Raw genomic sequence first — 26770 nt, forward strand, 5'->3', positions numbered from 1 at the left:
GATGAAGACGGGCGGGGAATAAATACATGATTGTGTTGGAGAAACGGCCGCAACCGTCGAAAGCGTGGTCCTATGCGACCCCAGTGGTGGCGGTGATTGCTACGATGGTCTTTGGCGGCATCCTGTTCGCCATTCTGGGCAAAAACCCGATCGAGGCCATCGGTACCATCTTTTGGGAGCCCCTGTTCGGCGAGTTCGCATTTTACTACCGCCCGCAACTGCTGGTGAAAGGCGCGCCATTGGTGCTGATTGCGATCGGCCTGGCGTTGGGTTTCCGCGCCGGCATCTGGAATATCGGGGCCGAAGGGCAATACATCATGGGCGCCATCTTCGGGGCCGGGGCCGGATTGGCCTTTTACCCTCTGGACGCCTTTTACATCTTTCCAATCATGGTGATAGCGGGGGCCTTTGGTGGCTGGCTCTGGGCCATGATCCCGGCCTTTCTGAAAGTTCGATTCGGCACCAACGAAATCCTTGTCTCGCTGATGCTGGTTTACGTGGCCGAGCAAATGCTCGCCTCGGTTTCGCTGGGCCTGTTGAAAAACCCCGAAGGCTTTGGCTTTCCCGGCTCGCGCAACCTGCAATCCTATGACAGCGCGCATAATGCCGAGTTGATCGCGGGATCTGGGATGCACTGGGGCGTCGTGACGGCCCTCATCGCAGTGATCTTTTCCTATATCCTTCTGAACCGGCACATGCTGGGCTTTCACATCCGGTTGACCGGAGAAGCGCCACGTGCGGCGAAATTCGCGGGTGTGAACCCGGCGCGGCTGATCCTGTTCTGTCTGGGCCTGTCCGGCGCTCTGGCCGGGCTTGCGGGCATGTTCGAAGTCTCAGGCCCTTCGGGTGTGGTCAGTATCGACTTTAACGTTGGCTACGGCTTCACAGCGATCATTGTAGCCTTTCTAGGCCGACTGCACCCAGTGGGTATCCTGCTGGCCGGTGGCTTGATGGCGCTGACCTATATCGGCGGTGAAATCGCGCAGTCTCAGCTCGGGCTGCCTGCCGCTGCCATTCAGGTGTTCCAGGGGATGCTTTTGTTCTTCCTGCTGGCATTCGATCTTCTGACAAACTACCGCATCCGTGCGGCCCGTAGCGAGGTAGCGTAATGGATCTTGGTGAAATCAATCCCGTCCTTCTGGTCGCCTCGCTCATGGTTGCGGCGACCCCCCTGCTGCTGGCCGCGATCGGAGAGCTGGTCGTCGAAAAAGCAGGCGTTCTGAACCTCGGCGTCGAAGGCATGATGATCGTCGGCGCGATCAGCGGTTTCGCGATCTCTGTGGAAACCGGCTCGCCATGGCTGGGTTTTATCGCGTCAGCTATTGGCGGTGCGGTGCTGTCACTACTGTTCGTGTTGCTGACACAGGTCGCTCTGGCCAATCAGGTGGCCAGTGGCCTTGCGCTGACATTGTTCGGCCTCGGGTTCAGTGCCCTTCTGGGCCAAAGCTATGTGGGGATCAAACCCCCCAGCATGGAGGATATTCATATCCCCCTGATCAGCGATATCCCTGTCATCGGGCCGATCTTTTTCCAGCATGACCCGATCCTCTATGTCGGCATCGCTTTGACTGCGGGTGTTTGGGCGACGCTGAAATACACGCGTGTTGGTCTGATCCTGCGCGCGGTGGGTGAAAACCACGATGCAGCGCATGCGTTGGGCTACAAAGTCATCAAGATCCGCATCATGGCGATCCTGTTCGGCGGGGCCTGTGCCGGGCTGGGCGGCGCCTATATCAGCCTGATCCGGGTCCCGCAGTGGACAGAGGGCATGACCGCCGGTGTCGGCTGGATCGCACTGGCGCTGGTGGTGTTCGCCAGCTGGAAGCCATGGCGCGCCTTACTGGGTGCCTATTTGTTTGGCGGCATCACCGTGTTGCAGCTTAATTTGCAGGCAGCGGGCGTTGCCATTCCTGTCGAGTATCTGGCAATGTCGCCCTACATCATCACGATCCTTGTGCTTGTGATCCTTTCGGCCGACAAGAGCAGCGCACCTGCCTCACTGGGCCGGATTTTCCACGCCTCGCACTAGGGGCCAACTGAACCAACTTGGGGAGTAACACATGAAATTCACGACACTTCTGGCAAGCGCCGCCATGGCGCTGGGTCTGGCCTCGGGGGCCATGGCCGCTGACGACAAGACCAAGGTCGGCTTCGTCTATGTCGGTCCGGTGGGCGACGGCGGCTGGACCTATGAACACAACAAAGGTCGCCTGGCCGTTGAGGAAGAGTTCGGCGACAAGGTTGAAACCGTCTTTGTCGAATCCGTTCCCGAAGGCCCGGATGCCGAGCGCGTCATGACGCAAATGGCGCTGGAAGGCGCTGACCTGATCTTCACCACCTCGTTCGGCTATATGGATCCGACCATCAACGTGGCGAAGAAATTCCCGAACGTGAAATTCGAACACGCCACCGGCTACAAAACCGCCGACAACGTAGCGGTTTACTCGGCCCGTTTCTATGAAGGCCGCGCCGTTCAGGGCCACATCGCGGGTAAGATGACCAAGTCGAACATCATCGGCTATATCGGGTCCTACCCGATCCCTGAGGTGATCCGCGGCATCAACTCGGCCTATCTGCACGCCAAGAAGGTGAACCCGGATGTCGAGTTCAAGATCGTCTGGGCCTACACTTGGTTCGACCCTGCGAAAGAGGCTGACGCCGCTACCGTTCTGATCGAACAGGGCGCGGACGTGATCCTGCAGCACACCGACTCGACCGCGCCTCAGGCGGCTGCGCAAGAGGCTGGCAATGTCGTGACCTTCGGTCAGGCCTCGGACATGAGCGAGTACGCCCCGTTCCCGCGCGTATCCTCGATCATCGATGACTGGGCGCCCTACTACATCGCACGGACCAAGGCCGTCATGGATGGCACATGGGAAAGCGCCAACACATGGGACGGCATCCGCGAGGGTATGGTCGCAATCGGCGAGATCTCGGATGCAGTTCCCGCTGATGTCAAAGAAGAGGCTCTGGCGCTGAAAGCGGCCATGGCTGCAGGTGAATACCACCCCTTCACCGGCCCGATCAAAAAGCAGGATGGCAGCGACTGGCTGGCCGAAGGTGAGGTCGCAGATGACGGAACGCTGGCAGGTATGAACTTCTACATCGAAGGTCTGGAAGGCGAGATCCCGCAGTAAGCTGCAGGGCGTATCGAAAAACCAAAGGCCCGCATTTAGCGGGCCTTTTTTTGGGCTACATTGCCCAGATCAAGGTTTGAAACCTCAGTGCCCCGTCAGCACCAAGGTGTTCACCGGCATCAGGATCAGACGCAACCGCAGACCGGCCGCATGAACCACTCCAATCGTGTCGACCACATGCAGGAACGCCTTGTTCCAGAACCCTAGGCTTTCATCCTCTAGCTTGTGGTGGTTGTCGGTATAGACATTCGCCAGACAGTTGCTGCCCGGAGGGATGTCATCCGCCATGCCTTTATACAACGGCTCCATATACACCAGAATCGAACCCGGCACTTTGTTGTGCTGGACGTCCCGCAACTCGTCTGTTGGACGAATCTGACCTGAGGGGATGACGTCCTGCACCTCGACCACAACCATCGGGATCACCGTGAAGGGTTTGGTCATGCAACCCAGTTCTCCAATCATTCCAGGTTTGATGACCTGAGCAGACATCTGGTTGAACGCAGCCTGAAAACGATCATGGCCCGAGTGCGAAGGCACCAGAATGCCAGCCGGGCGCAACAGCGGGCTGACATAGTCACCAACCTGCAGACCGAACTGTTCGATCCGACCTGTAACGCCCGCGCTGATCACCGTCTTGTCCAGCTCGGTCAGGGCCGCATCCAGCTGCGCATTGGCACTGGCCAGTTGGGCTGGGATCAGCTCCTCAATCTGCTGCACCACGGCGGCGCGTTGTGACTGGGCGGCAGTGACCTGCGCTTCGCGCTCAGCCACCAGATTCTCCAACCGCTCGATCTCGGCCAGACGCACCGCGCTGGAGCCTTCGTCGCGCAGTGTGGTGTTACGCTCTAGGTCTTCGACCGATTGCGCCAAAGCCGCGCGCGCACCAGCGATCCCGGCATCCGCCTGCGCCAGGTCCGTCTCGGCCACTTTCAGTGAGGCTTGAACCTGCGCGATCTGTGCATGGGCGGCCTGAACCTGCGCCTGCTGGGTGAAATCTTCGATCCGGAAAATCGGCTGGCCCGCTGTCACCGTATCGTTGTTGCTGACATAGACCTCAGACACCCGCCCGCCCAGTTGCGGCAGGATCGTGACCGTCCGGAAATACGAGGCCGCCGTGCTGGAGGCCGGATGAAAGTAGAACAGCGTGGTGATCACGGACAGCGCCAGAATGGCACAGGTGGTCAAGCCCCAGCGCAGCTCGTACCACATGGTGAAAAGGGTGATCTCATGCCCGATCCGCTTGCCTTGGACAAAGCGTCGGAACAGGAAATCCGGCAGCACCGTAATCAGGGCGCAGAGCATCGTTTCGATCATGGCTTACTGCTCCAGCGTGGTGGTGTTTTGTGGTGCCGGAGGGGCCGGTTCGGCAGTAGCCTGAGGTGCAAGAGACTGTCCGAGTGAGCGAATGGCATCCGCTATGTTTCGCATCGGGGTCGCAAAATCGGGGAATTGGAACCCGGCAACCAGAACGGCCGCGATCCAGAAAATGCCGTTATGTGTAAACAGCGCCAACAGCGCCAAAATGCCCACCAACTGGAACTGAGGGTGATTATTCTCATGCGCCATTTTCTCGGGCACCGAATGCAGCGTCAAATATCCGACACCAATCAACACAACCAGAACGACAAAAAACACGACCATTGCCGAAAAGAGGTAGTCGCTCCCATCGGCTGCGACGACATATTTTGGGATATGTCCCGTGGCCATAGGATGGAGGTCCGCTGCAGTCACCTTAATCTCCTTCTTTTCTATGATGCGTCTTTGGCCGGGTTGATCGCCAAATTCAAGCCTGCTTATAGTCTCCCGAAATCCAAGCATATTCTTATCACAAGCACCAAGAGCCTTATGACATCTGCTTCATCACAATCCTTCCCGGTCACCCTGCGATGATCGACTTTCTAATCATCGGCGGCGGCATCGCGGGCCTTAGCGCGGGCGCGCGTTTGTCTGCTCATGGCTCTGTCACTGTTCTCGAGGGCGAGGACGCTTTGGGCTATCACTCATCTGGCCGCTCGGCCGCGATGTTCGAGGAAAACTACGGCCCGCCCTCGGTGGTTGCGCTCAATCAGGCCGGGGTCGATTACCTGCGATCCGCGAACGGAGGCTACCTGACCCCCCGAGGCCTCATGCTGGTTGCAGGCCACGATCAGGCTGACCTGTTTGCCAAAGACGTCAAAGAACTAAACGTACGCTCCATTTCGCCGCAGCAAGCCATCGACAAAGTCCCGATCCTAAACCCGGACGTTCTGGCCCACGCCGCCATCAGCGTAGACGCCTTCGACATTGACACCGACCGCCTTATGCAAGACTTCGCACGCGTGATCCGAGGCAATGGCGGCGCGGTCCTGACCCGCCGGGCTGTCACCGATATCCGCAAAAGCGACCATTGGGTCGTTCAGGCAGGCGACGTGTTCGAGGCTCGAAACTTGGTCAACGCAGCCGGCGCTTGGGTGGATGAGGTCGCCGCGATGGCTGGCCTCCCACCTATCGGCATCGTGCCGAAGCGCCGCTCCATGGCGCGTATTCCCGCACCTGGAGGTCATGACGTATCCAACTGGCCCATGCTGATGGGGCCGGGAGAAGGTTGGTATGCCAAGCCTGATGCGGGGAAGTATCTGGTTTCACCCTCCGAAGCCGAGCCGACAACGCCTCATGACGCCTATGCCGACGATATGGTTCTCGCAGAAGGTCTGGCGCGGTATGAGGCGATGGTGACAACACCTGTCACACGGCTCGAGGCGAACTGGGCCGGGCTGCGTAGTTTCGTGGCGGATGGCACGTTGGTGCTGGGGCCAGATCCACAGGACCGCTCGTTCATCTGGTGCGCGGGCCAGGGTGGATACGGGTTCCAGACATCGCCAGCTGCATCGTCCCATCTCGCCAGCCTTGTGACGGGGGCGCCGTCTGAACTGCCTCGGGACATCGTCAATCAGTTGCATGTGAAAAGGTTGCGATCATGACCAAACGCGCTCTGCCTTCGAATGCCAGCGTCGCGACGCAAGGCGATGGGGCCCGTATGATCGCCCCAGCCGCAAGCCGCAACTCGGACGCGCTATGCGCCTTGCTGGCCAAGATGGCGCCTGCCGCGGGCCGCGCACTGGAAATCGCCAGCGGCACCGGCCAGCATGTTGCCGCCTTTGCGCGCACACTGCCCAACTTGGTATGGCAACCCACAGAAATCGACCCCGAACGCCGCGCCAGCATCGACGCCTATGCGACGGGTGTCGCCAATATTCTGCCCGCCACCGATTTAGATGCAACCACTGCAGGCTGGCATGAGGCATTCCAAGAGCAGGACCTGATCGTTCTGATCAACCTGCTGCACCTGATCTCTTGGCCAGAAGCTGACACGTTTCTCAGCGAGGCCTCAAAGGCTCTGAGTCCGGCAGGTCGCTTGATCATTTACGGCCCCTTCATGCGAGCCGGCGCTTTGACCAGCCCAGGCGACGAGAAGTTTCACGAAGCCCTGATCTCACAAGATCCAGAGATCGGGTACAAGAACGACACAGAGATCAAAGCCTGCCTACAGCACTACGGCCTGCAACTGCTTCGCTTGGTCGAAATGCCCTCCAACAATCTGGCGTTTGTTGCTCAAAGGCCGAAAACCTGACCAGCGATTGGGCCGATCAAAGCCTGCTGGCGCAGGCTTGCCTCCGGCGGAGGTATTTTTGAACAGAAGAAGTAACGGACCGTTAACTCTGATATGCGACTGTCGATTTGCGGTACAGGCGGAGGCGCCGATGACCGCAACAGGAGAAGGCCCCCTTGCCAAAAGCAGGGGGGCTGGATCTTACACCAACCCCCGCTTCTTCTGTTTGAAAATACCTCCGCCGGAGGCATGTGTCGCCGGAGGCGGCGCATTTTCTCACGCCGCCGGAGTTGTCCAAGACGTCAGCCGTCCTTGCGGATGACCTCGTTTTTCGGGTCGTAGGGGCTGTCGCAAGTGACGACTGCGTCCCAAAGCTTGTCCTGAATCTTGACCTTCAGCTTGGTGCCTTCAACCGCGAGATCAGGCGTCACATAGCCCATGCCAATGGATTTCTCGAACGCCACCGAGTAACCGCCCGAGGTCAGACGACCCACGCGTGTGCCTTCCGTTGTGTACAGCGCCTCGCGGCCCCACGGGTCGGCATCGTCTGGTCCGTCGACTAGAAGGGTGCAGCACTTGAAGCGCACGCCGGTCTCTTCCAGCTTGGCCTTGCCGTAGAAATCTTTCGACAGGTCGACAAAGCGCGGCAGGTCAGCCTCAAGCGGGGTCGCATCGCGACCTAATTCAGTGCCGAAGGCGCGATAGGATTTCTCCTGACGCAGCCAGTTCTGGGCGCGGGCGCCGACCAGCTTCATACCGTGCTTCTCACCGGCTTTTTCCAAGAGGTCGAACAGGTAATTCTGCATCTCGATCGGGTGGTGCAATTCCCAGCCCAGCTCACCGGTGTAGGCCACACGGATCGCGTTTACGGGGCACATGCCCAATTCGATCTGACGCGCCGATAGCCAGGGGAAGCGCTTATTGGACAGGGCGGTTTCCGGATCGGCGTCTTTGATGACGTCTTTCAGAACATCACGCGACTTGGGTCCGGCGATGGCGAAGACGCCCCACTGGGTGGTCACGTCTTGGATCTCGATGTAGCCGAACTCCTCCATCTTGCCTTCGGCTGCTTTACGCAGGTAGTCCGCGTCATACTCGGTCCAGGCACCGGCAGAGACGATGTAGTAGTTGTTCTCGCCATTGCGAACGATGGTGTATTCGGTACGGGTCGTGCCGTGCGAGGTCAGCGCGTAGGTCAGGTTGATACGACCGACCTTGGGTAGTTTATTGCAGGTGAACCAATCCAGGAATTGGGTCGCACCGGGGCCTTTGACGACATGTTTGGTGAAGGCCGATGCGTCGATCAGGCCAACGCCTTCACGGACCGCTTTGGCTTCTTCAACGGCATATTGCCACCAGCCACCACGGCGGAACGAACGGCTTTCTTTGTCGAAATTGTCCGGCGCATCGACAGGGCCGAAATAGTTCGGACGTTCCCAACCGTTGACCCACCCGAACTGCGCGCCGCGGGCTTTCTGACGGTCATAGACGGGAACAGTCCGCAGCGGACGGCAGGCTTCACGCTCTTCATCTGGGTGGTGCAGAATGTAGACGTGCTCATAGCACTCTTCATTCTTGCGCGCTGCAAACTCGGTGGTCATCCAGTTGCTGCTGTAGCGCTTGGGGTCCAGCGAGGCCATATCGATCTCGGCTTCGCCATCGACCATCATCTGCGCCAGATAGTAGCCGGTGCCGCCTGCAGCGGTGATCCCGAAGCTGAAGCCCTCGGCCAGCCACATGTTGCGCAGACCCGGAGCCGGACCAACCAGCGGGTTGCCGTCGGGGGTGTAGCAGATCGGGCCGTTGAAATCGTCTTTCAGGCCGGATTCGGCACAGGACGGCACGCGCTCAGCCATCGCCATGTACTGGTCTGCGATCCGGTCGATATCCAGCGGGAACAGGTCAGCCCGGAAGCTGTCCGGCACGCCATGTTCAAAGCGTGCTGGCGCGCCGTGTTCGTAGATGCCCAGAATCCAGCCACCGCGTTCTTCACGCGCATAAGACTCGTTGTCCGCGTCACGCACAACGGGGTGCTCTGGGTTACCGGCTTCACGCCATTTGACCAGCTCAGGGTCTTTGTCCATGACGATGAACGTGTGCTCGACCGGGATCGCTGGCATCTTGATGCCCAGCATCTTGGCGGTGCGCTGCGCGTGGTTGCCCGATGCGGTCACGACATGCTCGGCGGTGATCACCACCTGCTCGTCGGAGGGAACAAGGTTGCCGCCCTGCTCGATCATCTTGGTGCAGGTGACTTCCCAATGAGTGCCGTTCCAGTGGAAGGCATCCGCCTGCATCTTGCGAACGATGTCGACGCCACGTTGACGGGCACCTTTGGCCATCGCTTGGGTCACGTCAGCCGGGTTAATATAGCCATCTTCGGTGTGATAGATCGCACCCTTCAGGTCGCCAGTTTCGATCAGCGGCCAGCGTTCTTTGATCTGCTCGGGTGTCAGCCATTCGTAAGCAACGTCGCAGGTTTCAGCAGTAGACGCATAGAGCATGTATTCGTCCATACGTTCTTGCGTCTGCGCCATGCGCAGGTTGCCAACCACGGCGAAGCCCGCGTTCAGACCGGTCTCTTCTTCAAGCTGCTTGTAGAAATCGACCGAATACTTGTGGATGTGGGTCGTCGCGTAGGACATGTTGAACAGCGGCAGCAAGCCAGCCGCGTGCCAGGTCGAGCCTGAGGTCAGCTCGTCCCGTTCGATCAACATCACATCATCCCAGCCCGCTTTGGCCAGGTGATAGGCAATCGATGTTCCGACGGCGCCGCCGCCAACGACCAGTGCTTTGACTTGGGTTTTCATAACCGGGTGTCTCCCCTTGGAATCTGTTGCCACCATATGGCTTGATTCCGAATTCAATCGCGGAAGCCATCCGACCAGTGATATAAGAAAAACGACCCGCACGGGAGATGCAGGTCGTTAAATGGCGACTTCGAACCAGCCGTCAGCCTTCCGAGCGACACCGCTTGGTATTTCCGACGGTCTTACACACCAGCTTGCCGGGCGGCTCGGCGGCTTCGGGTTCCTGAGCTTCCGGTGTGCTGTCAACGCTTGCGGGCGCATCCTCGACCCCGCCAGTGAAGGCTGCGATATAGTCGCTTGCGCTTAGCCCGTCACCCGAGGCTTTGGCTTTCTGGTAGTAGTCCAGCCCCGCGACCGCCAGCCCCGCCACCGCGATAAAGCCCACCAGATATTTTGCACTCATGTCGATCACCTGTTCGTCTTTCGCGGCAAGACACCACATCACCTAGACGTTTTGTGGGCACAAAGCGGACAAGATCGCGGAAACTGCTAGGTGTGATCGGTCAGTATCTTTCCCGGATTCATGATGTTGTCGGGGTCCAGCGCCGCCTTGATCGCGGCCATGTAGTGTGTAGCCTGCCCCAGCTCTTTCTCAAGATAGGGGCGCTTGCCCTGCCCGATGCCGTGCTCGCCCGTGCAGGTGCCCTCCATCGAGATGGCCAGATCGTTGAGCCAACCGACGAACTCATCGGCACGGCGGACTTCTTCGGCGTCGTCCATGTCGATCAGGGGCAGAGTGTGAAAGTTCCCGTCGCCGACATGCCCAACGATAGGCGCAAGTAAGTCAAGCTCGGCCGCTTTATCCTGAGCGGCCCCTACGGCCTCGGCCAGACGAGAAATCGGCACGCAAACATCGGTCGAGATCCCCTTGGCACCCGGTCGCAGCTGAAGGCTGGCCCAGTACATGTCGTGACGCGCCTGCCAGAGCTTGTTGCGTTCCTCGGTGGTTGAGGTTGCCGCAAAGTCTGTACCGCCAAACTCTTCGGCAATCTGGCCGAAAATCTCGGCCTGTTCGGCGGCGCTGGCATCCGAGCCGTGGAACTCTAACAGCAGCAGAGGCGTTTCGGGCAGGGTCAAGCCGGAATAGGCATTGGCGGCTTTGACGGATAGTTCATCCAACAATTCAATCCGCGCGACAGGTACGCCGTATTGGATCGTCATCATTACTGCCCGGCAGGCAGCATCGACGGTTGGGAAAGAGCAGCGGGCGGAACTGATCGCCTCGGGGATGCCGTGCAGGCGTAGGGTCAATTCGGTAATGATACCTAGCGTGCCTTCGGCCCCGATAAGCAGCCGCGCCAAATCATACCCCGCCGAAGATTTCTTGGCGCGATTGCCGGTCCGGATGATCTGCCCATCCGGCATCACCGCCTCAAGACTCAGCACATTGTCCCGCATTGTGCCATAGCGCACCGCATTGGTCCCGGACGCGCGGGTCGCAGCCATCCCGCCAAGCGAGGCGTTGGCACCGGGATCAATCGGAAAGAACAGGCCCTGATCGCGCAGATGGGTGTTCAGATCTTCACGCGTCACACCGGGTTGCACGACGCAATCCAGATCCTCGGCATGCACGGCCAGCACTTTGTTCATCTGGCTCAGATCGACCGACACTCCACCGGCAGGCGCGTTCACATGCCCTTCAAGCGACGTGCCCGTGCCAAATGCAATCACCGGCACCTTATGCGAAGCGCAGGTTTTGACGATCTCGGAGACCTCCTGCGTGGTGTGGGGAAACACCACCGCGTCCGGGCTTTGATTGGTGATCCAGGTCGTGGTGTGGCCGTGCTGTTCGCGGATGGCCGCACTGGTTTGCAGACGATCCCCAAACTGTTGCTTCAAGATGCCAAGGGCCGTTCCAATCCCAGCCTCATTTCTCGGCAAAGCCGTCGCTTGTACCATGCTACCCCTCTCCTGCCCGCCGGTTGTGCGAGCCTTTTCCAATGTGTCGAAAAGGCCCGCCCGAGCCGGCCAAGACCTAGATTTTATTCTCCCAGCGCGATCCCTTCGCGCCGATGGTCTGCCCCACCGCTGAGAGTTTCGCCGATCTCAATCGCATGCAGGCCCGAGGTCAGATCGCGGGGGTTCACCTCGAACCCGATTTCGATCAGCGCATCTGCATAGCCTTCGGCGGCAGTATCCACCTCAACATCATAGGTCCCGAACCGGTTGACCAGATGCGGCAGCGAGATCGCCTGCTGCACATCCATATCCCAATCCGCCCAGGCGATGATCGACTTGGCAACGTAGCCAATGATACGGCTGCCTCCCGGAGACCCGATGGCCAGAACCGGCGCGCCGTCCTGCATGACGATGGTCGGGCTCATGGACGAACGCGGGCGCTTGCCGGGTTCCAGACGGTTCGCTATGGGCACTCCGTCGCGATGGGTGCGGAACGAGAAATCGGTCAGTTCGTTGTTCAGCAAAAACCCGTTCGTCATCAGACGCGAACCAAAGCCGTTTTCAATCGTCGTCGTCATCGACAAGACGTTGCCGTAACTGTCCACGATCGAGATATGCGACGTCGAAGGCAGCTCCAATGACTCGTCATCAGCCCAGTTCATCGCATGATCAAACTCGGGATTGCCCGGGGAGACCTCGGTCAGTGCGCCCTCTGCGTTGAGAAGCTCCGCGCGCTGCGCCAGATAGTCCGGGTCGACCAGCCCGTTGGTCGGCATCGGCACGAAATCACTATCGGCCATGTACCGCCCACGATCCGCAAAGGCGAGGCGTGAGGCTTCGCCGATCAGGCGCCATGCCTCCATGCTCCCTGGGCTCATCGCGGCCAGATCATAGCCGTTCAACATACCCAGAATCTGCCCAACGGTCAGCGCCCCGGACGACGGCGGCCCCATCCCGCAGACCTCATAGGCGCGGTAGGCCGCGCAGACCGGATCGCGTTCAATGACTTGATACAGGGCCAGATCGGTTCCCGACAATACGCCGGGGTTGCCCGGCGCGGTGCGGACGGTCCGAACGATATCTGACGCGATTTGCCCGCCGTAGAACCCGGCGGCACCGTCCTCGGCCAGAGCGCGCAGTGTATCCGCATAGGCCGGGTTCATCAGGCGTTGGCCCTGCTGCAGTGGCTCGCCTTCGGGCAGGAAATACTCAGCCGTTGCAGGGAAGCGCGAGAGGCGCTCGGCGTCATTGGCGACCAGACTGGCCAGACGAGGCGAGACCAGAAACCCGTCATCCGCCAGCCGAATACCATCGGTGAACAGCCCGGGCCACGGCGAACGGCCCCAACGGCGGTGCGCTTCCTCCAGCAAGGCAGGCGTTCCGGGCGTGCCAACGGACAACCCTCCGACGACGGCATCAAAGAACTGCAAGGGCTCGCCGTTTTCATCCTGAAACAGGGTCGGCGTCGCGTTCAATGGGGCCGTTTCACGCCCGTCCAGTGTTGTAAGCTGTCCAGTGGCGGCGTCATACCAGACCAGAAACGCCCCACCCCCAAGGCCCGAGGATTGGGGCTCGACCAAGCCCAGAACAACCTGCACCGCGACCATGGCATCCGCGGCCGATCCACCGGCGCGCAGGATTTTTGCCCCGGCCTCAACCGCCAGAGGGTTGGCCGCAGCAACCATCCAATTCTCGGACTGCACAGGAACGCCGCTTGTTTTGGCCTCGAGCGCCGCGATCAACTCGTCGGTCAGAGCTTGAACTTGACCTTCGCTCGCGCCTTCGGGGGCCACGGAGTCCGCTGTTTCCTGGGCAAAGCCCGGAGCGGCAAAGGCTATGACAGACAGAAGTAATCCTGAAATCCGATTGGTACGCATAATGTGCTCCTGGAAAAGGTTACAGCATGGATGGGACCACCTGATCCGGTGGTCTGTGCCCATCCTCGAAGGTCTTGATATTGATAATAACTTTCTCACCCATTTCGATCCGCCCCTCCAGCGTGGCCGATCCCATATGCGGAAGCAGCACCACGTTGGGCAGCTTGCGAAGGCGTGGGTTCACCTGTGTGCCGTGTTCGTAAACATCCAGCCCTGCACCCGCGATATCCCCGGACCGGATCAGCCGCGTCAGCGCGTTTTCGTCGATCACCTCACCACGCGAAGTGTTCACGACCACAGCCGAGGGCTTCAGCAGCTTCAATCGCCGCGCGTTAAGCAGGTGGAAAGTCGACGGGGTCGAGGGGCAGTGGACCGATATGACGTCCATCCGCGCCACCATCTGATCGAGGCTTTCCCAGTATGTCGCCTCCAGATCCTGTTCAATTTCGGGGCGCAACCTGCGGCGGTTGTTGTAATGTACCTGCATCCCGAATGCACTGGCACGGCGCGCGACGGCCTGACCGATCCGACCCATGCCCAGAATACCCAGACGTCGCCCTCCGATCCGACCGCCCAGCAAAGCCGTCGGAGCCCAACCGGACCAATCGCCTTGCTGCATCAGCGCCACGCCTTCAGGGAAACGACGCGTCACCGCCAGAATCAGCGCCATGGTCATGTCGGCCGTATCATCGGTCAGAACACCCGGAGTGTTCGAGACCAGGATGCCACGCTGACGCGCGGTTGAGACGTCGATATTGTCGACCCCTGCCCCGTAATTGGCTATCAAGCGCAGCTTTTCACCAGCTTGCCCCAACAGACCACCGTCGATTGTGTCGGTCACCGTCGGCACCAGCACGTCGGCCTCTTGCACAGCGGCGACCAGTTCCTCACGGGTCATGGGGGTGTCATCGTCGCGCAGGCGAACATCAAACAGCTCACTCAGTCGCGTTTCCACTGCTTCCGGCAACCGTCGCGTAACAACAACACTCAGACGTTCTCTTGGCACTTCCGCCCTCCCACTGCTTTGCAAACGCGCTTGCGTCATGGCATCGTGGCGCAGGATAAGGCGGGGCACAAGAACCCCAAAGGCATTGAGTCGACCTTTTTTCGAAAGCAGATCAACAGGCACAAGAGCAGGCAGTCAGTGAGTGGTCTTCTACCGGTGAAACGCCTTTGTTTGGCGATCCTATCCGCGTATCTTATTGCGTTCGGCTCTGCGCCGGTCGCAGGCCAAGACGTGCGCGGCCCGGTCACCAACCTACCCCTTCCGCGCTATGTCTCGATGAAGGCTGCCGAAGGCAATGTGCGTCGTGGTCCTTCCCTGACCCACCGAATCGACTGGGTGTTCAAGCGGCGCGGCATGCCATTGCAGATCACCGCGGAATACGGCAATTGGCGCAAGGTACAGGATCGCGACGGGGCCGGAGGCTGGGTTCACTACGCCCTGCTGTCCGGCGTGCGCACGGTGCTGATCGAATCCGAGATGCTGCCGGTTTACGCCCGCCCCGACCCGAACTCGACCGTCAACGCGCATTTCGAAACCGGAGTGGTCGCCCGTCTAGGCGCTTGTTCGCTGGACTGGTGTCGCATTTCGGCGGGGGGCTACAAGGGGTGGACGCTGAAAGCCAACCTCTGGGGCGTCGATCCGTCGGAAATCCGGGAATAGCCCCTTGTTTCTAGCCCCTAGTCATTTGGCAAAGCAGATATTTCGTTGAGCGCGCCGATGATATCTTCTGCGTGATCCGGATCGGCAAACAAGGTCCGAAACAGCGCCGCCAGAGGGTAGCCGGGCCAGGCTTCATCCAACAACAGGATTGTGGCCCGCGCGCGCTCATTGTCTCCGAGCCGTTGATAGCTTGCCGCCAGATAACCAATCGAGATCGCGCTGACCGGATCACCCAGCCTGACCGCCTCGTTGAACTGGTCTACCGACGCCTGGTAATCCCCCAAGTGATAGCTGGAGGAGGCCAACACGCTGCGATAGGGAAATCTACCGTTTGTCGTATTGGCACCCCGCGCCCGATTGGCGGACGCTATAGCGCGCTGGAAATCCCCACCAAACAACGCGAACAGAGCATCAAAGTTGGTGACGTGGATATCATCAGGGGCAAGCCCTGTTGCGCGCGTGGACTGCGCAAGTGCTGCCTCATGCTCGCGCGAGCAAAATGCAGCCAGGGCAAGGGCGGAATGGCTCCAACCTTCGTCTGGCGCCAGTTCTATTGCCCGCTGCGCGCGGGTTTTAGCAAGGGCCAAAAGCGCCTGTTTTTCAGCTCCTGGCGGGGTTGTTAAGGCAAGGATGCTGATCGCCTGCGCCGAACCGGCGTAGCCGCCGAAATATGTCTCATCCAGCGCCATGGCGCGTTCGAACATGCCGCGCACGGCTTGCAGCCTGTCGCGGTCCAGAACCGGGAACATCAGCAGGCGCGCCTCAGTGGCCAGATTAACGGCTTGTAGCTTGCTCGGGTTTGTCGAGAACAGCGCCTCTCTGACAGCTTGTTCCTGGTTGGCATTTGCAGAGACCGTGACCGGGCTTGGCGGTGACTGGGGCGTGCGAGAAAAGAGCATCACGCCGCCCGCGACGGCCAAAGCGCCCAAAACCGCCAATGAGATCCAGACCATCCTTGAGGGACGCGCTCGGTTTGACGGTATGTCTGGGTCCAAAACCTCAAATCGAGGGACGTAGCCGCCCGGATCCACATGGATGCGCAGCCTCTGATCCTTGCCGGAGTTCGAATAGAAGCTCGCCAATCGCCGACGCATGCGCCCCGCATCGACACGCACGACGGCCATCGGGTCGCCCCCGGAATCCAGCGCCCTTCCGTAGACATCCTCGGCGATCGACTTGGCGCGGATATCCTCGGACTGGCCCGCCAGAAGCTTATCGATAACGTAACTGAGGAAAGATTGTAGTCGCTCGGCCCCATCGAATTCCGGGCTGTCCAGGACCGCCCTCAGTGCCCGCTGAATATCTTCATCCGAGAGCGTTTTTTGGGCCGGTTCTGACTTTACGCTGGCGTCTGACATCGCTTTCGTTAACCGCTGGCTGGCTTCAAGTATTTGAAAAATAACATGTTACCCCGTAACATACGTTAAGATACCTGAATGTGTAAATGAATTTCGGACAGAATGATTAGCAAAGGAGGGGAACGGACCTCGTCGCGGGGGCACAACTGGGTTCAGACACCGTGAGGCTTATGATGGCTTGCTTGTCGATACACTTTCCTGATGAGGCGAATGACATCCGGCGCCTGCGCAGCTCAGACACGGTCTTTGCGCAGATCTGCGCTGACTTTGAAAGCCTGGCTGCTCTTCTTCCCTGCGATGCAAGTGACCCAAGAAATTCTGATCTCATCGACAGCCTCAGAGGGCTTGAGGACGAAATAAAAACTTACCTTTCGTCTCACTCGACCCCGCCCGAGGGCTAATCAAGACGCAAAAAGGCGATTCAAATGTTGGCCAATCTTCTATTCTACGTCGGGCTCCTCGTGTCGTTGACCATCGGGTTCATGTATTTCCGCGATCTCGGTGACGTCAGCCAAATGGTGCTGAAGGTTAAGCGCAATAACATGATCCGCTTTATCCGGAATGAGAACACCTATCTTGCCGCCGGAATCGCCGGGCTTGCGCTGATGCTTGTCGGGCATTTTCTGGGCGGCGGTCCCGGCTGGCTGTTTTTCCTAGGCGTGCCTGCAGTGACTCTGGTGATCGTGTTCCTATTCGTGTTTCCATGGGTTTGGGTCCATATCGGCCTGCGCAACCAGCAAAACACCGCCCGCTACTACCCAATTTCTGAGGCGCAGCGATACATCAACCCCTCTGCCAGCGTTCTCGTGATCGAAAACAACGGCCACGCACGGGCGCACTCCGACGCCCAGCTGATGCGCCCTCATCTGGCCGGAAACGATAAGGGGTTGGGTGGCGACGACATCGTCATGACCTATTGCGCCATGGCCAATCTGGGGCAGGCCTACAAACCCGAGATCCACGGCAAACGTCTGGATCTTGAGGTGATGGCCCAGCATGGTAACAACCTGATCCTGCGCGACAACACCACCGGAGAGCCAATCCAGCAGATCTATGGTCGCTTCGACAGCGATGCCTCGAAAACTGCGGCAATGCAGCCATGGCCCACCTTTCGGATGAGCTTTCGGGGGTTTCAGAAAGCCTATCCAGATGGTGAGGTCTTTCTGAACAAGCCCTCCTCGAACCCGCTTCTCAGGCTGTTCGACACCTTTACTGAAACGGTTTTCTCCTCGGGCATCGCCAAGCAGCACCAAGAAGAAGCGCCGGTCATGGACAACATGAGCCACAGCGACAACCGCCTGCCCAACAAAACCTATGTCTGGGGCATCACGATCGGTGAGGATGCAGTTTGCTGGACCGATGACTTCCTGGCCGAAAACAAAGGGCTGATCAACGCCACGGTTGGCGGGCATGACGTCGTGGTTTCCTACGACCCAATCTATGAAAGCGTTGGCGTCTGGTACAATGACAGCGGCGCGCCCATCACCCATGTCGATTTCTTCGGAAACGCGGATTGCGGCCAACTGACCCGCGTTGAGACCCTTCGATCAGGCATGTTCTGGCATGTCTGGGTCGAGTTCTTCCCCGGCACGGATATCAACCGCTCCGGCCCGCCCCACACCACATCTGACCCCCGCCAGACCCCCGCCCAAAGCGAATGAGGATTGTTGAAATGAAAACCCTAACCAGCCTGTCGGTGCTGTTCTGCCTATCGGCCACGATCTCAACCGCTCAGGACGCGCCGATCATCCATGATGCCGAGTACTACATCCTCGAAGCGCAGAATGCCGAACAATGGGCTGCTGACAATGCCGAGGTTGACCAGTTGCTAGAAGACTTCCGAAGCTCGAACGACGGCAAGCCACCCAACATCATCAATATCCTGATTGACGATATCGGCTTTGGCGATCTGGGTATTCCGGAACTCAACGCAGTGCGCGGCTATTCCACGCCCCATATCAACGCCTTCTCGGACGAAGCGATGCGAATGGTGCGCATGTATACCGAACCCTCCTGCACACCCACACGGGTTGCGATGATGACCGGGCGGCTTCCAGTTCGGATGGGCATGGGCGACACCACCGTGGATATCGCCGGGTTCGGCCTGCCCGCAGACGAAGTCACCTTGGCCGAAATTCTGTCGGATGCGGGCTATGCGACGGTGCATGTGGGTAAGTGGCACATGGGCGACATCCCCGAGGCCTGGCCCCATAACCAAGGCTTCGATTGGGCGGGGTTCCCGGTTCACCAGCAGGGCCAACTGACAATCTATAACGATGATGCGATCAAGGAACAGGTCTCGGTCGGGATAGCGGATTTCGATGACCGTTTCGTACTCGACGACTTCTTTCGCCCCGACCCCGCCGCTATGGTCACCGGTCTTGAAGCTGAACGCGGTGGTCTTGCGCGCGAAGTTGACATGACCGCGGGCGAGCGCTGGACCGCCGAAAAATATGACGAAATGAACCGGCGCTATCAGGATCAGACGCTTGAAAAAATGCGCGAGCTGGCTGGCGGGGACGCGCCTTTCTTCCTGCAATATTGGCCACTCATTCCGCTGGATAACACGCGCGCAGGTCGTTCGGGGCCGCAATCGCCGAACGGAGGGCTCTATGTCGACAAGATGCAGCAGCTCGACAGCTGGCTGGGCGATATCTTCAACGAGATGGAGGCGCTTGGCCTGGCCGACAACACCATTGTCATCGTGATGGGCGACAACGGCCATTTCACCAAGTATTCGCCGCAATCAGGTTTCACCCCGATGGTTTTCGCCGGTGGCAAGGGTGATGTGTCCGAGGGCGGCATTCGGGTCGACAGCTTCATCCGCTGGCCCGGTATGATCGAGGCCGACGGCATCGTCGGAGATATCGTCCACGTCTCGGATCTCTATACCACGCTCGCGCGGTTCGCCGGGGCCGAGAGCGGTATTCCTCGGGATCGGTTGGTGGACGGGGTCGACCAATCCTCGCTGCTGCTGTTGGGCGAGACAAAAGGACGGCGCGATCATCTGATCGTCTATTCCGTCCACACACCCCGCGCGGTCATCAAGGATCAACTAAAGCTGCGCATTCCCGGAGCCGGAGAGAGCGCGATTCTAGCCGATTTCTTCGATGTTTACCGCGATACCCACGAAAAATACCCGGTGTCGACCGAGGTTGGAGCTTGGGGCGGGCAAGAGTTTGTCCGCATTCTGGGGCGTCATCTAAAACGCAAGGAAAAGTATCCAGACATCGAACCAGCCCGTGGTGTTCCCTATGAAGGCATCGAAAACCTGCGACCTGAAACCGAAGCCGCTGTCGAGGCATTCCTGCTCAAACAGTCTTCTGTTGGCAGATGATCGTATATCCGGACACAGACGCCTTGAAGCAAGGTCGTCGCGAAATTTGAAAGTAAGGAGATTCACCTATGGCAATCAGATCCACTGCCGCGATAGCGGGCACCACGGCCCTGTCCTGTCTATTGTCGAGCGCAGCATACGCTCAGTCCCTGCCTGCACCGGGTCAGACCGAAGAGGGCTGGCGACACACTCTTGGCTTTTACCTGTTCACCCCGCTCCGCACGCATGGAACGTCAACCGTCTCGGGCGTTTCAGCCGATATTGACCTCGATCTTGGCGACGTGCTGGATGTTCTCGATTTCGCAGCGGCCGGGCGGTATGAGGCCTGGAACGGAGACTTTGGGATCATCGTTGACGCCAACTATGTAGGCATCGGAGAGGATACCACTCTCCCCGGCCCCGCCGCCACTGCAGTGGATGTAGATGTGCGCCAAAAATGGTTTGCGGTCATGGGTGCCTATCGCGTGGCGGATGGGACCTATGGTGCCAACAACCAGCGATACACCGTCGATCTGCAAGGCGGCATTCGCTACAACTCGATCCGGCAGGAAATCAGGTTCACGACTCCGGGGCCGACGAACCCGCCCACCCAAGGCGGTGACGAAGGCTGGATTGAGCCCGTTGTGGGTGCCCGGGGCATGTGGCGTCTCAACGACCGGTGGACCACCATCGCATCGCTGGAACTTGGCGGGTTCGGAGCCGGAGGCAACGATCTGCAAGTCGGCGCAAATATCGGCTTTGACTATCAGCCGTGGGATCGAACCGCGATTACCTTTGGCTATCGATATTTCAGTGTCGACTACAGTGATTCAACGTCAACCGGCCCGTTCGCCTATGATGTCACGCAGCAAGGGCCCTATGTGGGGCTAAAGGTCTTTCTCAATTAGATCCAAACGCCTTTCCGTGCCTCGTTCATGCCGGGCTCGATCACTCTATGCTTAGAACCAGTTTGCCGGTGGTTTCACCGGCTTCCAAACGACGGTGCGCCTCGGCGGCTTGGGCAATGGGTAGGATGCTCACCTGCGGGCGCAGAACACCCGCTTGCAACAATTCAAACACCGTGGCCATATCTGCGCTGAACTGATCGGGGCGGTTGACGAAATAAGTGTATATGTCGCTAACCCGGACCGAAATCGACTTCTGGAAGTGCTTCGCCAAATCCTCGGCAAAATTACCTGCGGGCGGACCGGCAAGGAACCCGAACAGAACTGCAGTGCCCAAGGGTGCCAGAGCGTCGAGGTCTGATTTGAGGGTTTCACCCGAGATCGGGTTCAGCGTCAGATCCACGCCGCGCCCTACGGTGAGGTCCATCACCCGCTCGGTGACATCCTCGGTGCGATAGTCGATGACGTGATCGGCACCTTGATCTTTCGCATATCCAACCTTGTCGGTACTGGTCGAAGCGATCACCGTCATGCCCAGATGCTTGGCAATGTGTAGCGCCATGGTGCCAACACCCCCGGCCGCGGCGTGAACCAGAACGGATTTACCAGCTGCCGCGCCGCCCAGATTGACCAGCATGTGGTAGGCGGTCATGCCATTGACGGGGATTGCGGCTGCGGTTTCGAACTCGACAGTATCGGCCAGCCGGGTGACGTACGGAGCACCAATCACCGACTGAGTGCTGTATCCACCGGCTCCGATCGGCCCCATCCACGCCACGCGGTCCCCGACAGAGAATCCTTCGACCCCCTCGCCCAGCGCCTCAACCACTCCGGCCCCCTCGACCCCAGGTACATGAGGTAGCTCGGGCATCATCCCCTCGGGCATTTCACCGCGACGGATGATCGTGTCGATGAAGTTGACCGCCCCAGCCTTGTTGCGGATCAGGATTTCCCCGGCATTGGGGGTCGGGGTCGCACGGTTGGTTTCGCGCAAAACATCTGGTTTGCCGGTCTGGGTGATTTCAATAGCGAAAGGCATGAGCTGCCTCCTTCTGTTGCGCGGAAGGTAGAGGCCACGTCGCTGGATGATAATAGTTGATATCAGGAGAAATAATCCCAAAAATAGAATAATGATCTACAACGACCTTGCCCTGTTTACAGTCGTCGCAAACCATCTCAGCTTTTCCAAAGCTGCGGAGCGTCTGGGGATACCGCTCAGCCGTGTCAGCCGCAGGATTGCAGAGTTAGAGGACCATCTTGGCACCAAACTGTTTGAGCGAACGACGCGGCAGGTGCGCCTGACGGAAGAAGGCCGCCGCCTTCTGGATCAATGTCAGGACCCGATCGAGGCTCTGCAAGGTATCGCAGGTTTTACGGACGACACGAGGCGCCAGAGCATCCGCATCACAGCGCCCCCGCTGGCCGCGCGCACGACCATTGGACCTCGGTTGTTGGATTTTGCGACACGAAATCCGGATGTGGCGTTTGAGATGACCACAACCAATGTCATGCTGGACTTCTTTCGCGACAATATCGATCTGGCCTTCCGCCTCGGCCCCTTGACGGATTCCAGCCTTGTCGCGAAACGGCTTTGGTCAGTTCCCTACTGCTTTTGCGCAGGACAGGGCTTCATTCGAGAGCGTGGGCTGGACAGGTCGGTATCCAGACCAGACTTTCTTGCTTTGCCTGCCTTGAATGCGGGTCAACCCTGGGCGCTGGAGAGCGGGGAAACACTGCACCCGAAGCACATCGCCCACAGTTTGACCGACCTTGATGTCATTGCGCAGGCCGCCCGTCGCAACCTAGGTGTCGCGATGCTGCCTTCAGATATGGTAAACGGCGAACTGCAACGGCTTGAGGTCACGGATGCCCAACCAATGACGCGGGACATGTTCGCCGTCTATCCCAGCCGCCGCCTGTTGCCCGCGCGGGTCAGGAAGCTGATTGATTTCATGACGCCCGGCTGAACCTACCAATCAATTGCGACGCCATCGCGAAAGAACCCTCCGGTCGGGCCACCTTTCGGTAAGACCGCCGCCCAGACAACGCCTCTGGCACCCTCAGAAATCGGACGCCCCCCGCCGCCCATATCCGTGGCAACCCAGCCGGGACAAACGGCGTTCACGAGAATGCCCTGAGGTTTCAAGGCGGCAGCGGTCTTGAGGGTCAACGCGTTCAGAGCCGCTTTAGATACGCCATAGCCAGGCGTTCCGGCGGACATACTGGTCAGCGACCCCGCCCCAGAGGACACGTTGACGATCCGGGCATCCGTGCCTTGTCTTAGCAGTGGCACCGCCGCAATCGTGGTCTCCCAAGGGCCAAAAAGATTCGTGTCAAACGCGCGACGGACCCGGTCCAGATCGGCGAGGTGGACCTGTTGGTCAGTGTCATAATCCAAACCCGCGTTATTCACCAAAACATCAAGGCGGCCATAGGCCGATTCAACCATCAAGAAGAAGGCCGCCGCGACAGAATCCGGACTAGAAACATCCAGTTGCAAGGCTTCCGCCCCATACCCGATCTCATCCGCGGCAGCCTGCCCTTTTGCCAGATTGCGCGCACCCATCAGAACCTTCATCCCATGGTCTCGGGCCAATTGGCGGGACACTTCTTTACCAATACCGCGGTTGGCTCCGGTCACGAGTGCGATACGCTGACTGGTCATGGTTACTCCTTCAATTCGCCTCGGCAGCGCGCTGGCCGGCAAGAGCCACAAGCCCACGGTCACCGGATTCCCAGATTGCCGTCATGGTCATTGATGTGACAAGCCAGCGGTCGTCTGATTTCTCAAGCTCATAGTCATAGCGGCCACCAAGCACCCACAGGCCATCATCAAGACGATGGGTTGCTGTGAAATCAGCCTGTGCTGTGGCGGATGTATCGGACAGGGAGGTGATGGTATGATTGGTCACCATATGGTGCGTCGCGTCGAAACCGGGCAGAAAGGCGGACCATCCAGCCACAAGCTCGTCGGCGGGTTGCGTGACTGCGTCTCCGCCCCAGAGGCTGGTATAATCCGTCGTGACGGTATCGGAAAACGCGCCGCGTACGCGGGTCCAGTCGTGGCGGTCAGCACCTGCCGCGATATCGGTGATTGCGGTCGAGATATCGGCCTGTTGTTCAGCAAAAGCTGCGGATCCGATCATAGAGACGGCCGCAAGGGTCGATGTGAGTTTTCTACGCATGAGGATGCTCCGAATAGATGAGGGTGGACGCCGAACGATTGCTCGGCGTCCAGACAGGGATTAGTTGGTTGAACCGGCGCGGAAGTGGTCAGCGACGGTATCGGCCGCGCGGGTGACATCCTCGGGGTTGTCGTAGAAGTCGAACTGCGTGACGTCCTCCAGCCATTGCGCGGTCGCGTCGCCTACGAAACCGGCAAGGAAGGTCTGCACGCCCTGTGGGATCGCCGCGCTTTCCGAGTGCACAATTGCCAGTGGCTTATCCAAACGCTGCGGATTGTCGGCGGGATGATAGGTCAGCCAGCCTTCCCAGCCCGCATTGTTCCACTTGTCGTCATACTCCGGGATGCCGCCACGGTCGGCCTCATAGTAGTATCCGCCGATTGGCATCAGAACGCCCTCGGCACCCTCGGGTCCTGCCGCAGGAATGATCTGGCCACCAGCGGCCTCGGCAGCGTGGGACACCTCAATCAGCCCGGCGACACCTTCTGCGCCGCCATAGACCGCCTCGACGATCTCTTCGTTCTGCAACCACGGTGCAACCAGACCCAGCCGCTGAACCAGCGGATTGCCAGAGACCGCATCGACCATGTACCCGGCCGAGGCGCAGATCCCCAGACCATTGATGTGGTCGGCATCTACTTCGGGTAGGGTCGCGACGAAATCGATTGCGGCTTTGATGTCCGATGTCTTGGCCTCGGGGCTTTCAACGAACCGCACGTTGTTCGGCAGGTCACCCGATTTGCCCCAGCCGCGGAAATCAAAGGTGAAGGCGGCAAAGCCGCGCTCCGCCATCTCGCGGGCATAGTTTGCGGGCATCTGTTCCTGAACCGAGGTCCAGGCCCCGGTCACCACGACTGTGGGTAGCGGTTCAGATCCGCGCTCTTCCGGCAGGTACAGCGTGCCGGACAGCATAGCGCCTTCGTTCTCGAAGGTAACGGTGCGGGTTTCAACCTGCGCAACGGCGGCTGTTGATGCCAAAAGCGCTGCGGCGGTGTTCAGAGCGAGGGTATTCATAGCGATATCTCCCAAAATCTGTCTGGATGGGCACAAGCCCGATGACACTTGAGATATGCTGTCGACGGCAGGGATACTTGCACCGGACTGCCGCGTTTTTGAAAGATCCTGCTTTAGACGGCATTTGCTGCGCGGAACGCGCGCGGGGTCTGCCCTACCACCTGTTTGAAACTGCGCGTGAAATGCGCCTGGTCTGAGAAGCCACAAGCCAAGGCAATATCGCCCAGAGGGCGCGCAGGGTCTTCGATCATCTTCATCGCCTGTTCGACCCGGTAAGCCATGACATATTGCATGGGGGTCGAGCCCAGCGTTTCCTTGAAAACCCGCGCGAAATGCGAAGGGCTCATGCCCGCCTCAGAGGCCAGTTGATCGACGGTAATCGTTTGGTCCAAACGGTTCTGCACATAGGCCAGCACCCGTTGATAATGCTGAGAGGTAAAGCGCGCCGACAGTTCGACCTCTTCAGCGCGACGTTTGCCGTATTTCTGCAGCAGCTTGACCAGAAACACCCTGCTCATGGCCTCGAACATCACGGCGGAGGACATGTCGTCCGTTGCCAGCGCATCGCGCAGAATGACACCTGCGGCACATAGGTCGGGATCGGAAAACTGCGGCAGATCGCGAAACTGTTCAGGTGCCAGCAGCATACCCAGCTCAGACTGCGCAAAGTGCTGGACCTTGTCCGGATGCAAGGTGACTACGATCACATCGGACTGCCCGTACCACCGCCAGCCCGACCGCATACCTGCCGGGGTCACGATGACTTCATCTTTGCAAAAGGTGAAATCCCGCAGCGTGCCGTCCCGCCAGTTTTGCACGCGATGCCCCTTCTCCTGCAGGTTCAGAAGGACGTGGTGTTCTGAAAACACCTCCTCTGGCATCCGATCAGGTTCGGCCCGAAAATACCGCACTGACATTAAACCAGCCGCCGAAGGTCGCTGCATCGCATCACTGTTCAGCAACGGTTCTGACGGGTAGATATCAGCGTATCTTAGGGGCAAGGGGCGGCTCCGGCTGGCACTATTCGATATGTGGGGTCTGCGCGCGTAGGGTCAAACGCTTTGCTGGCGTTTTATGTGGTCGATGAACAGCCTCAGGGGCATCATGGATTTATACTCGCGTGGGAAATACATGAAAATACCGGGGGTGAGGCCCAAGTGACCCACGAGAACCGGCGTCAAAATTCCGTTATCAATCAGTGGGGCGACATAAGCCCTGAAGGTATAGGCTAACCCCAAGCCTCTTTTCGCCAGATCGACGGTAGCAGGAAGGGCGTTTGCGATCAGATTGCCCTGCACATCGACTGCATATTCCTCATCGCTCGATTGAAAGCTCCACGGGGCAATCTGGCCTGAGGATTGAAACCTGTAGCGGATACAGGTATGCCCCAGCAGGTCAGGCGGCGTTTCCGGGATACCCCGAGCCGCCAGGTATTCCGGGCTGGCGACGACAGTCACTGGAAGCGGCGGCGTCAACCGCACCGCCACCATGTCCTGCGCCACACGATCCCCCAGACGGAATCCAGCATGCAACTCCTCGCCGAGTATGTCTGACAGGGCATCCGTCAACGACAGTTCCAGTTCGATCTCGGGATACGCGGCACAAAAACTCTTGAGGATCGGACCCACGTAAAGGTGGTAGGCAAACTCCGGCATCGCCAGTTTCAACGTGCCCCGCGCGGCGTGACCGGTGCTGCGCGCGCTTTCGACCGCCTCGGAGAGTTGATCAAAGGCAGGCCCCGCGCCGCGGATCAGGGCGCGCCCGGCCTCGGTCAGGCTGATTGAGCGCGTTGTCCGAATGAAGAGCGCAGTGCCCAGTTGGTCTTCCAACGCTTTCAATTGATGGCTAACGGTCGAAGGCTTGATACCCAGCGCCTCGGCCGCTGCACGTAGCGATCCATGGCGCGCGATGGCGGTAAAGATTTCAAGCGTGGCGAGTGGCAGGCGCATAGAGTCCCCCAATAGACTTATTATTCGATCTTACACATGAAAGTAATGCCGACAGGGTGAAT

24 protein-coding genes are annotated in these 26770 nt (G+C 59.2%); 10 read left to right on the forward strand and 14 right to left on the reverse strand.

Translation table 11 applies throughout. The features are described 5' to 3' along the window. The first annotated feature begins 26 nt into the window (after positions 1–26). Genes ACR0I8_RS16950 through ACR0I8_RS16960 form a run of 3 tightly spaced genes read left to right on the forward strand, consistent with a single transcriptional unit; the run spans position 27 to position 3137 of the window. Entirely contained in the window at positions 27–1109 is a 1083-nt protein-coding gene (locus tag ACR0I8_RS16950) for an ABC transporter permease (RefSeq protein WP_170460377.1), read from the forward strand. Next, positions 1109–2029, forward strand: coding sequence for an ABC transporter permease (locus tag ACR0I8_RS16955; protein ID WP_170468428.1), 921 nt, complete (start codon positions 1109–1111; stop codon positions 2027–2029). The genes ACR0I8_RS16950 and ACR0I8_RS16955 overlap by 1 nt, the downstream gene beginning before the upstream one ends. 31 nt (positions 2030–2060) lie before the next feature. Further along, positions 2061–3137 (forward strand): BMP family ABC transporter substrate-binding protein, encoded by a 1077-nt coding sequence (locus ACR0I8_RS16960; protein ID WP_170374472.1) that lies wholly within the window; start codon positions 2061–2063, stop codon positions 3135–3137. 84 nt (positions 3138–3221) lie between these two features. Here the strand turns inward: ACR0I8_RS16960 and ACR0I8_RS16965 are convergent, their stop codons facing one another. Then, positions 3222–4454 (reverse strand): HlyD family secretion protein, encoded by a 1233-nt coding sequence (locus ACR0I8_RS16965; RefSeq protein WP_170374469.1) that lies wholly within the window; start codon positions 4452–4454, stop codon positions 3222–3224. Positions 4455–4457: 3 nt separating this feature from the next. Further along, positions 4458–4847: a hypothetical protein gene (locus ACR0I8_RS16970; RefSeq protein WP_480668698.1), complete on the reverse strand. Its 390-nt coding sequence runs from the start codon at positions 4845–4847 to the stop codon at positions 4458–4460. Between the two features lie 179 nt (positions 4848–5026). Here ACR0I8_RS16970 and ACR0I8_RS16975 point away from each other — a divergent pair, with 179 nt between their 5' ends. Beyond that, positions 5027–6100, forward strand: coding sequence for an FAD-dependent oxidoreductase (locus tag ACR0I8_RS16975; protein ID WP_170689208.1), 1074 nt, complete (start codon positions 5027–5029; stop codon positions 6098–6100). Beyond that, positions 6097–6750, forward strand: coding sequence for a DUF938 domain-containing protein (locus tag ACR0I8_RS16980; protein WP_170374462.1), 654 nt, complete (start codon positions 6097–6099; stop codon positions 6748–6750). The genes ACR0I8_RS16975 and ACR0I8_RS16980 overlap by 4 nt, the downstream gene beginning before the upstream one ends. A gap of 281 nt (positions 6751–7031) precedes the next feature. Here ACR0I8_RS16980 and ACR0I8_RS16985 read toward each other — a convergent pair whose 3' ends face one another. The 5 genes from ACR0I8_RS16985 to ACR0I8_RS17005 form a co-directional block, all read right to left on the reverse strand. After that, positions 7032–9539, reverse strand: a complete 2508-nt coding sequence (locus ACR0I8_RS16985; RefSeq protein WP_170689207.1) for a GcvT family protein — start codon at positions 9537–9539, stop codon at positions 7032–7034. 142 nt (positions 9540–9681) lie between these two features. Beyond that, a complete protein-coding gene (locus ACR0I8_RS16990; protein ID WP_170689206.1) occupies positions 9682–9942 on the reverse strand; it encodes a hypothetical protein in 261 nt (86 codons plus the stop codon). A gap of 86 nt (positions 9943–10028) precedes the next feature. Continuing rightward, positions 10029–11438, reverse strand: a complete 1410-nt coding sequence (locus ACR0I8_RS16995) for an FAD-linked oxidase C-terminal domain-containing protein (RefSeq protein WP_170689205.1) — start codon at positions 11436–11438, stop codon at positions 10029–10031. An 83-nt stretch (positions 11439–11521) separates the two neighbouring features. Beyond that, positions 11522–13315 (reverse strand): gamma-glutamyltransferase, encoded by a 1794-nt coding sequence (ggt, locus tag ACR0I8_RS17000; RefSeq protein WP_170689204.1) that lies wholly within the window; start codon positions 13313–13315, stop codon positions 11522–11524. Between the two features lie 19 nt (positions 13316–13334). Further along, positions 13335–14321 (reverse strand): 2-hydroxyacid dehydrogenase, encoded by a 987-nt coding sequence (locus ACR0I8_RS17005; protein WP_170460359.1) that lies wholly within the window; start codon positions 14319–14321, stop codon positions 13335–13337. 177 nt (positions 14322–14498) lie between these two features. Here ACR0I8_RS17005 and ACR0I8_RS17010 point away from each other — a divergent pair, with 177 nt between their 5' ends. Beyond that, positions 14499–14981 (forward strand): SH3 domain-containing protein, encoded by a 483-nt coding sequence (locus tag ACR0I8_RS17010; RefSeq protein WP_480703422.1) that lies wholly within the window; start codon positions 14499–14501, stop codon positions 14979–14981. Positions 14982–14998: 17 nt separating this feature from the next. Here the strand turns inward: ACR0I8_RS17010 and ACR0I8_RS17015 are convergent, their stop codons facing one another. After that, positions 14999–16339 (reverse strand): tetratricopeptide repeat protein, encoded by a 1341-nt coding sequence (locus ACR0I8_RS17015; protein ID WP_170689203.1) that lies wholly within the window; start codon positions 16337–16339, stop codon positions 14999–15001. A gap of 425 nt (positions 16340–16764) precedes the next feature. Here ACR0I8_RS17015 and ACR0I8_RS17020 point away from each other — a divergent pair, with 425 nt between their 5' ends. The 3 genes from ACR0I8_RS17020 (at position 16765) to ACR0I8_RS17030 (ending at position 20563) form a co-directional block, all read left to right on the forward strand. Continuing rightward, positions 16765–18000, forward strand: coding sequence for a DUF3179 domain-containing (seleno)protein (locus ACR0I8_RS17020; RefSeq protein ID WP_170374442.1), 1236 nt, complete (start codon positions 16765–16767; stop codon positions 17998–18000). 11 nt (positions 18001–18011) lie between these two features. Beyond that, a complete protein-coding gene (locus ACR0I8_RS17025) occupies positions 18012–19676 on the forward strand; it encodes a sulfatase-like hydrolase/transferase (protein ID WP_170374439.1) in 1665 nt (554 codons plus the stop codon). Between the two features lie 68 nt (positions 19677–19744). Continuing rightward, entirely contained in the window at positions 19745–20563 is an 819-nt protein-coding gene (locus ACR0I8_RS17030; RefSeq protein WP_170689202.1) for a hypothetical protein, read from the forward strand. A gap of 40 nt (positions 20564–20603) precedes the next feature. Here the strand turns inward: ACR0I8_RS17030 and ACR0I8_RS17035 are convergent, their stop codons facing one another. Beyond that, entirely contained in the window at positions 20604–21599 is a 996-nt protein-coding gene (locus tag ACR0I8_RS17035) for a zinc-binding dehydrogenase (protein ID WP_170689201.1), read from the reverse strand. Positions 21600–21690: 91 nt separating this feature from the next. On the opposite strand from ACR0I8_RS17035, the gene ACR0I8_RS17040 reads away from it, so the two are divergent. Then, the gene (locus ACR0I8_RS17040) at positions 21691–22527 is read left to right on the forward strand and encodes a LysR family transcriptional regulator (protein ID WP_170689200.1); all 837 of its coding nucleotides are present in this window, start codon (positions 21691–21693) and stop codon (positions 22525–22527) included. Positions 22528–22529: 2 nt separating this feature from the next. Here ACR0I8_RS17040 and ACR0I8_RS17045 read toward each other — a convergent pair whose 3' ends face one another. From ACR0I8_RS17045 to ACR0I8_RS17065, 5 genes are all read right to left on the reverse strand, one after another. Continuing rightward, positions 22530–23225, reverse strand: a complete 696-nt coding sequence (locus ACR0I8_RS17045; protein WP_170689199.1) for an SDR family oxidoreductase — start codon at positions 23223–23225, stop codon at positions 22530–22532. Positions 23226–23235: 10 nt separating this feature from the next. Beyond that, on the reverse strand, positions 23236–23745 hold the full coding sequence (locus ACR0I8_RS17050; RefSeq protein ID WP_170689198.1) for a nuclear transport factor 2 family protein: 510 nt from the start codon (positions 23743–23745) through the stop codon (positions 23236–23238). Positions 23746–23805: 60 nt separating this feature from the next. After that, the gene (locus ACR0I8_RS17055) at positions 23806–24759 is read right to left on the reverse strand and encodes an alpha/beta hydrolase (protein WP_170689197.1); all 954 of its coding nucleotides are present in this window, start codon (positions 24757–24759) and stop codon (positions 23806–23808) included. A gap of 113 nt (positions 24760–24872) precedes the next feature. Continuing rightward, a complete protein-coding gene (locus ACR0I8_RS17060; protein ID WP_170689196.1) occupies positions 24873–25760 on the reverse strand; it encodes a helix-turn-helix domain-containing protein in 888 nt (295 codons plus the stop codon). A 51-nt stretch (positions 25761–25811) separates the two neighbouring features. Next, positions 25812–26708 carry a LysR family transcriptional regulator gene (locus ACR0I8_RS17065; RefSeq protein WP_170689195.1) on the reverse strand — a complete coding sequence of 299 codons (897 nt, stop codon included), beginning with the start codon at positions 26706–26708 and terminating at the stop codon, positions 25812–25814. Positions 26709–26770 lie beyond the last annotated feature (62 nt).

It is taken from the genome of Ruegeria sp. BG9 (assembly GCF_056538305.1).

Coding starts and splice junctions, on each gene's coding strand:
- ACR0I8_RS16965 (WP_170374469.1), bottom strand. CDS start 4,454: ATGATCGAAACGATGCTCTGCGCCCTGATTACGGTGCTGCCGGATTTC.
- ACR0I8_RS16950 (WP_170460377.1), top strand. CDS start 27: ATGATTGTGTTGGAGAAACGGCCGCAACCGTCGAAAGCGTGGTCCTAT.
- ACR0I8_RS16980 (WP_170374462.1), top strand. CDS start 6,097: ATGACCAAACGCGCTCTGCCTTCGAATGCCAGCGTCGCGACGCAAGGC.
- ACR0I8_RS17030 (WP_170689202.1), top strand. CDS start 19,745: ATGGCAATCAGATCCACTGCCGCGATAGCGGGCACCACGGCCCTGTCC.
- ACR0I8_RS17045 (WP_170689199.1), bottom strand. CDS start 23,225: ATGACCAGTCAGCGTATCGCACTCGTGACCGGAGCCAACCGCGGTATT.
- ACR0I8_RS17035 (WP_170689201.1), bottom strand. CDS start 21,599: ATGCCTTTCGCTATTGAAATCACCCAGACCGGCAAACCAGATGTTTTG.
- ACR0I8_RS16970 (WP_480668698.1), bottom strand. CDS start 4,847: ATGGCCACGGGACATATCCCAAAATATGTCGTCGCAGCCGATGGGAGC.
- ACR0I8_RS17040 (WP_170689200.1), top strand. CDS start 21,691: ATGATCTACAACGACCTTGCCCTGTTTACAGTCGTCGCAAACCATCTC.
- ACR0I8_RS16955 (WP_170468428.1), top strand. CDS start 1,109: ATGGATCTTGGTGAAATCAATCCCGTCCTTCTGGTCGCCTCGCTCATG.
- ACR0I8_RS17055 (WP_170689197.1), bottom strand. CDS start 24,759: ATGAATACCCTCGCTCTGAACACCGCCGCAGCGCTTTTGGCATCAACA.
- ACR0I8_RS16975 (WP_170689208.1), top strand. CDS start 5,027: ATGATCGACTTTCTAATCATCGGCGGCGGCATCGCGGGCCTTAGCGCG.
- ACR0I8_RS17050 (WP_170689198.1), bottom strand. CDS start 23,745: ATGCGTAGAAAACTCACATCGACCCTTGCGGCCGTCTCTATGATCGGA.
- ACR0I8_RS17015 (WP_170689203.1), bottom strand. CDS start 16,339: ATGTCAGACGCCAGCGTAAAGTCAGAACCGGCCCAAAAAACGCTCTCG.
- ACR0I8_RS16990 (WP_170689206.1), bottom strand. CDS start 9,942: ATGAGTGCAAAATATCTGGTGGGCTTTATCGCGGTGGCGGGGCTGGCG.
- ACR0I8_RS16995 (WP_170689205.1), bottom strand. CDS start 11,438: ATGGTACAAGCGACGGCTTTGCCGAGAAATGAGGCTGGGATTGGAACG.
- ACR0I8_RS17065 (WP_170689195.1), bottom strand. CDS start 26,708: ATGCGCCTGCCACTCGCCACGCTTGAAATCTTTACCGCCATCGCGCGC.
- ggt (WP_170689204.1), bottom strand. CDS start 13,315: ATGCGTACCAATCGGATTTCAGGATTACTTCTGTCTGTCATAGCCTTT.
- ACR0I8_RS17020 (WP_170374442.1), top strand. CDS start 16,765: ATGTTGGCCAATCTTCTATTCTACGTCGGGCTCCTCGTGTCGTTGACC.
- ACR0I8_RS16960 (WP_170374472.1), top strand. CDS start 2,061: ATGAAATTCACGACACTTCTGGCAAGCGCCGCCATGGCGCTGGGTCTG.
- ACR0I8_RS17025 (WP_170374439.1), top strand. CDS start 18,012: ATGAAAACCCTAACCAGCCTGTCGGTGCTGTTCTGCCTATCGGCCACG.
- ACR0I8_RS16985 (WP_170689207.1), bottom strand. CDS start 9,539: ATGAAAACCCAAGTCAAAGCACTGGTCGTTGGCGGCGGCGCCGTCGGA.